At 49.8% G+C, this 11,237-nt stretch carries 14 protein-coding genes; 11 read left to right on the top strand and 3 right to left on the bottom strand.

Translation table 11 applies throughout. The annotated features are described in order from the left end of the window. Nucleotides 1-432, top strand: a 432-nt coding sequence (locus F7B33_RS05130) for a GNAT family N-acetyltransferase (protein ID WP_297073535.1), incomplete at its 5' end; no start/stop codon positions are given. Here F7B33_RS05130 and F7B33_RS05125 read toward each other — a convergent pair. Next, nucleotides 429-1,202, bottom strand: coding sequence for a potassium channel family protein (locus F7B33_RS05125; RefSeq protein WP_297073541.1), 774 nt, complete (start codon nt 1,200-1,202; stop codon nt 429-431). The two genes, F7B33_RS05130 and F7B33_RS05125, sit on opposite strands and share 4 nt — an antisense overlap. A 6-nt stretch (nt 1,203-1,208) precedes the next feature. Then, a complete protein-coding gene (locus F7B33_RS05120; protein WP_297073533.1) occupies nt 1,209-1,796 on the bottom strand; it encodes an HdeD family acid-resistance protein in 588 nt (195 codons plus the stop codon). A gap of 93 nt (nt 1,797-1,889) precedes the next feature. Between F7B33_RS05120 and F7B33_RS05115 the strand changes: the two genes are divergently transcribed. From F7B33_RS05115 to F7B33_RS05095, 5 genes are all read left to right on the top strand, one after another. Further along, nucleotides 1,890-2,405: a YkgJ family cysteine cluster protein gene (locus F7B33_RS05115; protein WP_297063045.1), complete on the top strand. Its 516-nt coding sequence runs from the start codon at nt 1,890-1,892 to the stop codon at nt 2,403-2,405. Between the two features lie 149 nt (nt 2,406-2,554). Next, nucleotides 2,555-2,995, top strand: a complete 441-nt coding sequence (locus F7B33_RS05110; protein ID WP_297073531.1) for a hypothetical protein — start codon at nt 2,555-2,557, stop codon at nt 2,993-2,995. Between the two features lie 31 nt (nt 2,996-3,026). Beyond that, on the top strand, nt 3,027-3,530 hold the full coding sequence (locus F7B33_RS05105; RefSeq protein WP_297063041.1) for a hypothetical protein: 504 nt from the start codon (nt 3,027-3,029) through the stop codon (nt 3,528-3,530). Between the two features lie 84 nt (nt 3,531-3,614). Then, entirely contained in the window at nt 3,615-4,358 is a 744-nt protein-coding gene (locus F7B33_RS05100; protein WP_297063039.1) for a KaiC domain-containing protein, read from the top strand. Nucleotides 4,359-4,381: 23 nt separating this feature from the next. Then, nucleotides 4,382-4,927, top strand: coding sequence for a hypothetical protein (locus tag F7B33_RS05095; protein WP_297063037.1), 546 nt, complete (start codon nt 4,382-4,384; stop codon nt 4,925-4,927). A 1-nt stretch (nt 4,928) separates the two neighbouring features. Here F7B33_RS05095 and speD read toward each other — a convergent pair whose 3' ends face one another. Next, nucleotides 4,929-5,351, bottom strand: coding sequence for an adenosylmethionine decarboxylase (speD, locus tag F7B33_RS05090; protein ID WP_297063048.1), 423 nt, complete (start codon nt 5,349-5,351; stop codon nt 4,929-4,931). A 314-nt stretch (nt 5,352-5,665) separates the two neighbouring features. On the opposite strand from speD, the gene F7B33_RS05085 reads away from it, so the two are divergent. The 5 genes from F7B33_RS05085 (at nt 5,666) to F7B33_RS05065 (ending at nt 11,235) form a co-directional block, all read left to right on the top strand. After that, nucleotides 5,666-6,574 carry a protein translocase subunit SecF gene (locus tag F7B33_RS05085; RefSeq protein ID WP_297063035.1) on the top strand — a complete coding sequence of 303 codons (909 nt, stop codon included), beginning with the start codon at nt 5,666-5,668 and terminating at the stop codon, nt 6,572-6,574. Beyond that, entirely contained in the window at nt 6,571-8,091 is a 1,521-nt protein-coding gene (locus F7B33_RS05080) for a preprotein translocase subunit SecD (protein ID WP_297063032.1), read from the top strand. Before F7B33_RS05085 ends, F7B33_RS05080 begins: the two co-directional genes overlap by 4 nt. After that, nucleotides 8,091-8,774 carry a TrkA family potassium uptake protein gene (locus F7B33_RS05075; RefSeq protein ID WP_297063030.1) on the top strand — a complete coding sequence of 228 codons (684 nt, stop codon included), beginning with the start codon at nt 8,091-8,093 and terminating at the stop codon, nt 8,772-8,774. Before F7B33_RS05080 ends, F7B33_RS05075 begins: the two co-directional genes overlap by 1 nt. 138 nt (nt 8,775-8,912) lie before the next feature. Continuing rightward, on the top strand, nt 8,913-9,224 hold the full coding sequence (locus F7B33_RS05070) for a V-type ATP synthase subunit H (protein WP_297073529.1): 312 nt from the start codon (nt 8,913-8,915) through the stop codon (nt 9,222-9,224). 1 nt (nt 9,225) lies between these two features. Next, nucleotides 9,226-11,235: a V-type ATP synthase subunit I gene (locus tag F7B33_RS05065; RefSeq protein ID WP_297073527.1), complete on the top strand. Its 2,010-nt coding sequence runs from the start codon at nt 9,226-9,228 to the stop codon at nt 11,233-11,235. The last annotated feature ends 2 nt before the right edge of the window (nt 11,236-11,237 follow it).

The raw sequence follows: 11,237 nt of genomic DNA, 5'->3' as shown, positions 1-11,237 counted from the left end.
CGCGAGGACTATGAAGCAGCAGGAGGAAGGGAGATATTCCTCAGCTTTGAAGATACCAAAAACGACATCCTCATAGGCTTCCTTAGACTAAGGATTCCGAGCGAAAAAGCTCATCGGAAGGAAATAAACTGCTGTCCTTCAGCAATAGTCAGGGAGCTCCACGTCTACGGTCCTCTCGTGCCGATAGGGGGGAAGCCACGCTACGAATGGCAACACAGAGGTTACGGTAGGGAGCTTTTGAGTGAAGCTGAAAGGATTGCCCGTGAGGAGTTCGACGTAAAGAAGATGCTGGTTATAAGTGGCGTCGGAGTCAGGGAATACTACCGTAAGTTCGGCTACCGGAAGAACGGCCCCTACGTTGCTAAAAGACTAGATAGGGATTACGCTGGCTATAAAAAGAGTAAAGAGTTCGACGCGCACTTGAACACCTAAGGTCTGGCCTTTATCTCCTCTTCCATTGCCCTAAGTTGGGCCCTTTTTACGGCTTCCTCGTGGGCCTCGTCTCCTTTCTTCCCTTTTACCCTCTTAGACAGCTCCAACAGAGCTTCCTCCGGGCCATAACAGACCAAGACGTCCCCTGGCAGGATTACCATGTCGCCTCTGGGGGCCCCTATATAAACCTCCCCGTCTTTTGTTTTCCGGTATATTCCGAGAACCAGTATGCCCTCCTTGTCTAGCTCTAGTTCCCTCAAACTTTTGTTGGCAAGCCAGCTGTTCTTTTTCACCTTTATTTGAGAGATTGAGTAGCCGTGGGTTATTCCTAAAAGCTGGGTATAGTCATAGACTCTCAGCTCTGGAAAGGCTCTCTGGAGGAACCTCTTAATCCACTTTCTCATAAGCCTATCAACGGTTTTGGACGTGAAAACTATGTAGAGAACAATAAGGCTCATTATTAGGATGAGTAGATACCCTGTTGCTTCCTCTCGTCCTTTTCCAACAAATGTTAAGACCAGTGTTGCTATAACAGAAGTTATCCCAGCACTTCCAAGAAAGATTAGTATCCGAATGATTTTTCTCCTTGCAGAATGTGAAACTACGTATTCGCTTTCACTTGTGGTAAAGCCCGTTCCTGAAAAGGCCGACTGGGCCTGGAAGGAGGCGACTTCCCTTGAGAGGCCCGTCATTTCAAGGGCTACCGCTCCAATCCTGACTATTATAAGAGAAACCGTGATTGCTAAAATTAGGGAAATAAGGGCTATCAGCCCTGTTCACCCCGCGGCTGTTTTGGTCGTTGCCTCGTGTTCGGCCTTCGCGCTAAGTGCTATCGCTATGAAGTTTGCACCGCTCATTATCAGGTCAACCGATACAAAGAGCCCAATCGCCCAGAGGCTCGACCAAGGCCACTGAATAACTATCAAGAACCCCAGGATTACCGTCAGGACACCCGAGAGTGTCATCAGAGCCCACTGGCTGATGTCCCTGTTCTGGAACGCAACGCCAATCCTTATAGCACCTATTATCATCAGAGAGAAGCCCAGAACGAGAGTCAGAACTGTCGTTGCCAGAACCGGGTTTTCAAGCGTTGCTATACCGCCTATTATGTACACAACACCCATGATGATGTGTAGGGTTCTGCTCTTCCAGTCCTTGGCCTTGGCGATTCCCTGTATGACCTGCAGTGTTCCGCCGACGAGCATGAAGGCACCGAAAATGGCGACACTCGTTATGCTAACCAGGGGTAGCAACAGTAACCCGGCGAAGCCCAGCGTCATGAAGATTATCCCGAGTCCCAAAAGCCATACCCAGTTCTGCTTAACCTCTCCGTATTCCACGTTCTCACCCCCAAATTTTTTCACGAAAAGTTACTTTAAAACTTTAAAAAGTTTTCTGTGGAAATGTTACTAAAAATTCTGGGAAGTTTTATAAAGCCCTCTGCGGAGGGAAAGAGCATGCGCTTCAAACCAAGACCCTTCACGAAACCTGTGCACTTTAGGTGCCTCTACTGTCTCGACTGTTGCAGGGGGAGGCACATTTACCTTACTCTCAAGGACATCGAGGGGATAGTCAAGGCTGGCTATGACCCACAGGATTTCGTAACCTTTTCTGTCGAGGGAGATAAGATACGCTTCGTCCTTGCTATTAGGGAGTGGGATTTGGGATGCGTTTTCCACGACCCCGAGACTGGAAAGTGCAGGATTCATTCGGTGAGGCCCCTTATATGCAGGATTTACCCCTTTATGGTCTCGCGTAAGCCTCTCGGCGTTGATGGGGAGAAGCCGTTTGAATACAAAGGCGAGACCCTCTGGCTCTATTACGACGAGGGCTGTCCTGGGATAAACGCGGAGGAGCCGGAAGTCGTGATAAGCCCCGAGGAGATAGCGAAACTCGGCTTGGAGTTCGAGCAAGAGTTCGAAAGAACCGATATGAACGGCTTTGCGAAGCTTCTCGACGGGCTCGAAAAGTAGATATACAACTTCCTTCCTAACACTCCTTATGAGAGGTCTCCTGCTGACGTCCGCTTATCTCGTTCATGGCGTTCTCAACATGTCTTTTACGGGATTCCCTCGGTGATGTTTTCTGTTCTCCTTCCGCAGGGCATGTTTCGGGAAATAGCGTGGCTCCTATCCTTTCTGGTTCTCCTGTACTTCTCCCTCGGTGCACTCTCCCTTTATTACTTAGGCTTAACCACTTTGCCGAACAGGGGAAATACCTTGGAGCCATCTACTTCTCTGTAGGCCTCATCGGTTCCCTGGCAATCTGCTTTGAGCCCACTGGCGAAACGCCTGTTCTAATAGCTGTCTTCGTTCTCTGGGCTCTTTCCTCGTTCCTTGGCCTGTTTCTTATTCTATGCACCGGGAACCTGGAGGACGTCTCCCCACTTTTCACAGCTTTGACGCTACTCTTACTGCTGTTCTCCGGTGCTGTGAGCTTTCTAACGGCCCAGTGGATTGTCGAAGACTACTACGCACACCTTCACATGAGCGAAGGCATCACCAAAAACATGGGCATTATAGTCGCCCATCCCGAGAACGTTTCCATCAACGGGACGGGCTAAGCTTTTAAGTTTTCCATTGGTGGTTAGGAACATGGAGCGTGAACTCCGTTACCGGCGCGCCTCCGCATGGGAGTACGATTTGATACTCAGGGAGGCAGAGAAGTACGGCGAGCTTAAGCATAGCTTTTTCGCCGTTGTCGAGGGTAAGTTTAGGGACGTCTACGCTGTAAACGAGATGGTATGGGAGAAGATAGAAACCCTCAAGCTCAAACCCTACTCCTACGGGACGTTTGTCGGGACAATAAAGGTGGACAACCTCGTTGAGAAGTTTTACCCCAACATTGAGTTCTTCTACTTCGTTGATGTTCAGAAGAACTACGCCGTTCTGAAGCCGAAGGCCGGCTTCCTCTTCACGACGGGTAAAGACGTCCCGAGGAACGGCGTGAAGGAGTACAGCTGGCAGGGGACTAAGAAGCTCGTTATTTTCGATGAGAATGGGATAATCCTTGGCATAGGCAGGATAAACCCTGCAAGTAGGAAAAAGTTTATCCTGAACGTCACCGACATTGGCGAGTTCCTGAGGAGGAGGCGCTAGACTTTTCTAACATGACGTAACCTTTTTAAGACCTTTTGCGTAGAGCTTAATGGTAACTAAAAGTAACTAAAGGAGGTGACACTCATGATTAGGAGGGTTAAAACAGGCATCCCCGGTATGGACGAAATCCTTCACGGTGGGATTCCCGAGCGAAACGTCGTCCTTCTAAGCGGTGGTCCCGGAACGGGAAAAACAATATTCATCCAGCAGTTCGTATGGAACGGTCTTCAGATGGGTGAGCCCGGTATTTACGTTGCCCTCGAGGAGCACCCCGTTCAGGTGAGGCAGAACATGGCCCAGTTCGGCTGGGACGTGAGAAAGTATGAGGAGGAAGGACTTTTTGCAATGGTTGACGCCTTCACAGCCGGAATAGGGAAGAGTAAAGAATATGAAAAGTACATAGTCCACGACCTAACGGACATTAGAGAGTTCATAGACGTCCTCAGAGGAGCCGTCAAGGACATCGGTGCGAAGAGAGTCGTTATAGACTCCGTTACAACTCTCTACATCAATAAGCCCGCGATGGCGAGGAGCATTGTCATGCAACTCAAGAGGGTTTTGGCAGGGCTGGGAGTCACTAGTATACTTGTGAGTCAGATAAGTGTTGGTGAAAGGGGTTTTGGCGGGCCGGGTGTTGAGCATGGCGTTGACGGAATAATCCGCCTTGATTTGGACGAGATTGACGGCGAGCTCAAGAGAAGCCTTATAGTCTGGAAGATGCGCGGAACGAGCCATTCAATGAGGCGGCATCCATTTGAGATAACCGACAAGGGAATAGTGGTTTATCCGGATAAAGTCCTCAAAAGAAAGACAATAGTTGAATATTGAATAAACCTAAAGGAGGTGAGAGAATGGAGATTCCCCTGAACCCAATTGGGAGGGAGGAGATACACAGGCTTGAGAGTATACTCCTCTTTGCGACATTGTTCAGGCCAGAGGTCATAGAGCTAATCAAGGACCCGGCCGAAAGGTTAACTTGGGTCGACAGTTTGGCTGTTGCGGCAGGAGCAATAGCCAGGGAGAAGGCTGGAATGACGGTTAGAGAAATTGCAGAGGAACTCGGCAGGACTGAGCAGACTATTAGAAAGCACCTCAAAGGGGAGACCAAGGCAGGACAGTTGGTCAGAGAAACTTACGAGCTTATAAAGCAAGGCAAACTTGAGGAGCTCGTCAGAAACGTTGAGGTTCTGGCCAAAGGTGGCCAACTGGTTGCGCTTGAGGAGTACGAGAGACTCAAGAGGGAGAAGGAGGAACTTGAGAAGAAACTCAATGAGCTCAGAGAACAGGTCAGGGAGCTTGAAGAACAGAACCGCGAGCTACAGGCAAAGCTCGAGAACGTTAGGAAGGTTCTCAATGATGCGCTTGAGAGAATAAGGGAGATAGAAAAGCTCCTGTGACTTAGCCATTCCCGTTTCCGTTTTTCCTGAGGCTCTCTTCCCATGTCATTATCATGTGGGTGAATGTGTCGTCGTCCTCTTCAATGCCCCTCTTTATCTCGCTGACGTGGGCGTACTTGGCCTTGAACTGCTCGAGGATGTAGTCAACGGCCTTCTCCGGGTTGGCCTTGGTTCCGCAGGTGTAAACGTCCAGAGCCGCGTAACCTTTCTCCGGCCATGTATGTACCGAAATGTGGCTCTCGGCAACGATGACAACTCCACTGACACCCGTTGGTGAGAACTTGAAGAAGTAGCTTGACTTGACCTCCATGTTGCCGACCTTCGCCGCCTCGAGGAATATCTCTCTTATCCTGTCAGCGTCACTGAGTACTTCCGGGTCACAGCCAGCGGCCTCAACAACGTAGTGAAAGCCGATGGTCTCTATCTCGCTCATGGCTTCTCACCTGAGGGGTGGGTAGTTTGCTCCCTTTTTAAAGTTAATCCCGGAAGCGAACGGGAATAAACGGGCAGTTTCGGTTCTGAACTGACTGGAACGGAATTTTATGGATTTAAACTGAAAGTTTTTGGTAGTTTTTGAATAATCCCGTTATCCTCTGCTAAAATTGGCTTTGAGGCGAGTGAAATCTTTTAAACCTTTCTGGTGAGCGGTGCTCAACTTAAACCAGCGAACCACTAATTTTAAAACCCACCCTTCAAATTAACCACAAGTTGGGCTTACAAACTCTTAGGGGTGAACGTATGGCCAGGAAGAAGGCTGAAAAGCCCGGTGAAACAAATGAATTCCGGGCAAAAAAGCGCGAAAAGTTGAGATTCTTAGCTGAGATGGAACCAAAGAAGATGATAATCTACCCGCTTGCGGTTTTCATAATCGCACTACTCATACTGGCAGTTCGGTTTCCTCCGCTTGGCATTGACCTGAAGGGCGGTGTCGTGGTAACCGCCTACGGTGTGAACGCCAATCCCGATACGATTGAAAAGTGGCTGAGCAACGAGCTTGGAGTTCAGGTCACCGTCGAGAGTTTCACAAGCGTTGAGGGGACCAAGGGAATCCGTGTTTACGCTCCCACGGGAGTTGACCCAGTCAAAATAATCAACATCCTGAAGCAGAAGTATCCCAACGCCGAGTACACCCACAGCGAAGTCCTTCCAACGTTTGGAGAGCTTGCTAAGAAACAAGGAATAAAGGCAATAACCTTTGCTTTCATAGCAATGGCCGTTGTGGTATTCCTGTTCTTCAGGAACCCTGTCTCATCTCTGGCGATAATATTCTCGGCCCTTTCGGACATGACAATAGCCGTTGCAATGATGGGTGTCTTCGGCATTCAGCTTACCACTGCAACAATAGCCGCGCTCCTGATGCTCATTGGTTACACCGTTGACAGTAACATACTTCTCACGACAAAACTGACGAAGAGAAAGGAGGACACCATCGAAGAGGCCTATCTGAGTGCCGTTTCAACGGGCTTTACAATGAGCACTACAACCCTTGGAGCACTCTTCATGCTCTGGCTGATTTCGACATCTCCAACGATAGACAACATAGCTATAGTCCTCATCTTCGGTCTCCTCGCCGACTTCATGAACACCTGGATTTTCAATGCTGGAGTTCTGAGGTGGTATCTCTCAACAAGGGGGGTTAAGGCATGAACAGGAAGCTTAAGAGGCTCCTTTTCAACTGGAGGATTATCCTCCTTATCCTGTTCCTCGTAGGCTCTGTGGCGACCCTCGCCATGCGTCCTCTCACGTATGGTATTGACATAGCGGGTGGAGTTGCAATTATAGCCCAGACCGAGCATCCCGTTGACTCAAAGACCATGGAGCTTGTTGTTGAATCCCTTCAGAAGAGGCTCAACACCTTCGGTTTGAGGGATATACAGGTTCAGGGGCAGGGAAACGATATAGTTGTTGTCAAGGTTGCCAACGTAACGAATGCAGAAGAGGCAAATGCCCTCAAGAAGGTCATTGAAAGCCAGGGTGTATTCTACATGGAGTTCGACGGTGTAATCTTTGGAACGGGCAAGGACATAGTTTACGTCGGGCCCCCTCAAATAAAATCCGATGGCAGTTGGTCTGTTCCATTTAGAATATCTAAGGTAGCAGCTGAGAAGTTCGCAAAGTTGGCCAAGGGAAAAGCCGGATGGCCCGTTGACATGTTTCTTGACCCTCCAGCTAACTCACTCCTCGTAGTCCCTAAGAGCATATATGACCTCATGAATAGCACAACCTTCAATGCCCAGGCTCCTCAGGCTCCTACTCTGCTCCAGAGAATCCACAAGGCACTTAACATAACTACCGTTACCTATGCCAACCAGAGTGCAGAGGAGCTCAAAAAGCTGGCCGATGGGAAGCCCATAGTTCTAGTTGATGTTGGTGAGAACCTTGTTAGTTCCCTTAAGTCTATGAACGTGAGCGTTCGCTACGTTCCCAGGCAGAGTGGCGTTAGCGATACCCAGTTTATTAGGAGCGTCCTCGGTCTCTATGGCCCCTACTCCCTTGGTGAGGGACTTGCCAATGGGGAGCCCCAGACAGACGTTCAGATAAGTGGCCAGGCCCCTGATAGGCTTACTGCGGAGCAAGAGGCCAAGACGGTCTATACTGTCCTCAAGAGTGGTTCCCTCCCGGTTAAGCTCAAGGTTATAGGAATGCAGTTCATCTCACCAAAACTGGGTCAGGACTTCAAAAAACAGGCACTGTACGCTGGAATAGGCGCCCTGATAATGGTACTGTTGCTCGTCTACTTCCATTACAGGAAGTGGAAGATAGCTATCCCCATCGCCAGCACGAGCCTCTTCGAGGTGACTATAATCCTTGGAATCGCGGCACTGATAAAGTGGAACCTCGACCTGCCGAGTATAGCGGGTATAATAGCCGCGATTGGTACAGGTGTTGACCAGCAGATAGTTATAACAGACGAGCTACTTGGGGGAGAGAGGTCAGTTAGAATAAAGAGGCGCGCCAGCAGTCTCAAGAGAATAGGAAGGGCGTTCTTCATAATATTCGCTTCGGCGGCAACCACAATAGCGGCGATGAGCTTCCTCCTCGTTTACTTTGTAGGGACCCTGAAGGGCTTTGCCGTAACGACCATAATCGGTGTCCTCATAGGAATCTTCGTTACGAGGCCGGCCTACGCCGAGATAGCCAAGTACCTCATCGGTGAGGAGTGATGTATGTCATCATAATGGGTGCCGGCAGGGTTGGCTATCTAGTGGCCAAGATGCTCGAGGAAGACGGCCACGACGTTACCATAATAGAGATGAACAGGGAAAGAGCAAAGGAACTCTCGATGCAGATAAACGGTCTTGTTATCGAGGGCGACGCGACTGACCCCAAGACCCTCGAAGAGGCCAATATAAAGCAGGCAGATGCTTTCGCCGCTTTAACTGGCAAAGACGACGCCAACTTATTGGCATGCATACTGGCCAAGAACCTCAACCCCAACGTCAAGACCTCGCTTAGAATAAGTAATCCCAAAAACCGGAGAATCTTCGAAGAGGTCAAGGACCTGAAGAAGTACTTCGACTTTGTAATCTCCCCCGAAGAGATAGCCGCTGAATACATAAGCAGGAATATCGTTACGCCGGGCTTTGACAGGGTTCTCTTCCCTAAGGAAGGGGCTGAGATAGTGAGGTTTAACATCGACGAGAACAGCAGGATTGCAGGGAAGCTCGTCAAGGAGCTCAACCTCCCGAAAGACGCGTTGATTATAGCGGTTTACGACGAGAAGGGGAACCTCATAATCCCCTCAGGCGATACAAAGCTCCCCGAAAGGGGCCAGGTCATAGTCTTTGCCAAGAACTCGGTTCTCAAGGAAGTGAAGGAACTTTTAGAAGGAGGGTCCGAGCCCTAAAATTGGACGAAAATGAATGCACACTTTTAATCATTTTTTCATTTCTGTACTTCAAAACCATAAACTATTTAAACCAATTAGGAAAGCCAAAGTTGGCGAAAAGTTCAGCTGTTTTCGGGGTCATCGGAGGGACGGCTCATGGAGGACGTCATCAAGCGGATTGTTGATGCAGAAAAGGAAGCAGAGGAGCGCATTGAACGAGCTAAGGAGGAAGCAAAGTCTATAGTCCTGAAGGCCAAAGAAGAAGCGAGAGCAATAGAGGAGGAAATCCTGGCCAAAGCTCAGGTTGAGGCTGATTCCCTTATCCAAAAGGCTAGGGAAGAGGGTGAGGCCGAGGCTAGGCGGATTCTTGAGGAGGGGGAGAATGAAATAGAGTCCCTCCGCTCAAAGGCCGAGGCTAACTTTGAAACTGCAATAGTCCGGGCAATAGAGCTTGTGAGAGGGGGCTGAAATGTTCAGGCCCGAGGAAATGGTCAAGCTTGATGTTATAACACTCAATCGCTACAAGGACGAACTGCTAACTTACCTCCACGAGGCCGGACTCGTTGAGATTCGCGAGCTCGATGTTAAGTTAGCCCAGAGAGATGCTCCCAACGAGTACCACAGGAAGGCCGCGTCCTACAGCATAACCATCTCTCGCCTTGTTGATTTCCTGAGGGCACACAAGAAGACCTCTGGAGGGGGACTGAAGGAGTTTTTCTTCCCCAAGGAGAAGCCCAAGAGGACCTACCGCTATGAGGGCCTTGAGAAGCTCATTAAGGACGTTGAGGATTTTCTGGCCAGAGTTGAGCCAGAAATAAAGGCGGTTGAGGGAAAACTCAGTTCCCTTCAGACGGAGATAGAAAAGATTAAAGAGGCAATATCCACCTTAGAGTTGCTCTCCGTGTTTAGGCTCCCGGTTGAGTATCTCAGGCACAGCGGCCTCGTTGAAGTCAACGTTGGTTCCGTTGAGAGGGTCAAGCTTTCTGCTCTCCTTGATGACCTGAAAAAAATTACGGAGGGCAGGGTTGCAATCGTGAGTAAAGACGCCGGTGACAGGGCACTCCTCGTTATAGCGAACCTCTCCAAGGACCACGACAAGGTAAACTCCGTCCTGGCTAAGCACTCCTTTGAGAGGATTGAGGTTCCAGAGGGCGAGGGAACTCCGGGAGAGCTCGTCGGTGAGTACCGGAGGAAGCTTGACGCAAAGCTCAGGGAGCTTGACGATGCCAGAAAGGAAGCAGAGAAACTCGCCGAGAAGTACTACGACGACGTTGTCTTTTACCAGGAGCTCATGGAGAACGAGCGTGACAAGGCCAACGTCCTTCCAAAGCTTGCCAGAACCAACATGACCTTTGCCTTAACCGGCTGGCTTCCGCGCGTTGACGTTCCTAAAGTCCTCAAGGGAATAAAGAAGGTAACCAAGGGCAAGGCATACATAAACGTCCGCGAGCCAAGCAAAGAAGAACTCGAAGAGATTCCGATAAAGCTCAAGAATCCAAGATGGGCAAGACCCTTCGAGATGCTGACCGAGATGTACGGTGTCCCGAGGTACGACGAGATAGACCCGACACCAATAATAGCCTTCACCTATTCTTTCTTCTTCGGCTTCATGCTTACGGACTTCATGTACGGCCTCATAGTAGGAATAGTTGCCGCACTGCTCGTCAAGGGCCACAAGAAGTTCGACGATGGAACTTACAAGTTCGCCTACACCCTGCTAATAAGCTCGTTCTTCACGATGCTTATGGGAATCCTCTTCGGCAGTTACTTCGGCAACGCCGCTGATATAGTCCTTCAGTATATCACCGGAAACCCGAACGCTCACGCCTGGCGCATAATAGACCCTCTCAGGGAACCGCTCCCGGTGCTCCTCGCGGCGTTGGGAATAGGACTGGCTCACCTCTTTGTTGGTTATAGCATAGGCTTTTACCTCAAGTGGAAGAACGGTGACAGGAAAGGGGCTGTCTTTGAACAGCTTCCGTGGGTACTGATAATACTCAGCATAGCCTTCTTCGTCACGAAGAACCCCTCGCTTGTCCTTGGTGCTAAGGCTCTCTTCGGAGTCGGCATAGTCCTCTTTGCCATTGGAGAGATAATCAGCAACGGTGGACTCGCGGCTCTGATGATAATATCGGACTTCTTTGGTTTCGTCGGAACCTGGCTCAGCTACGCCCGTCTGATGGCGCTGGCTCTGGCAACGAGTGGAATAGCGATGGTCGTTAACGTCCTTGCTGCAATGGTCTGGGGAATCAAGATAAGCGTCGTTCCGCTGGGAATAGTAATCGGCCTAATAATCTTTATCGGCGGTCAGTTGTTTTCGACCGCCATAAACGCCCTTGGAGCCTTTGTTCACTCGCTCCGTCTCCAGTATGTTGAGTTCTTTGGAACGTTTTACTCGGGCGATGGAAAGCCCTTCAACCCTTTCAAGGCCAAGAGGGAGGTTTCAAAACTTGAGTTGAAAGCTGATGGAGGTGCATGAAG

The organism is Thermococcus sp., from assembly GCF_015523185.1.
Classification (GTDB): domain Archaea; phylum Methanobacteriota_B; class Thermococci; order Thermococcales; family Thermococcaceae; genus Thermococcus.
This window is presented reverse-complemented; position numbering and strand designations above follow the sequence as displayed.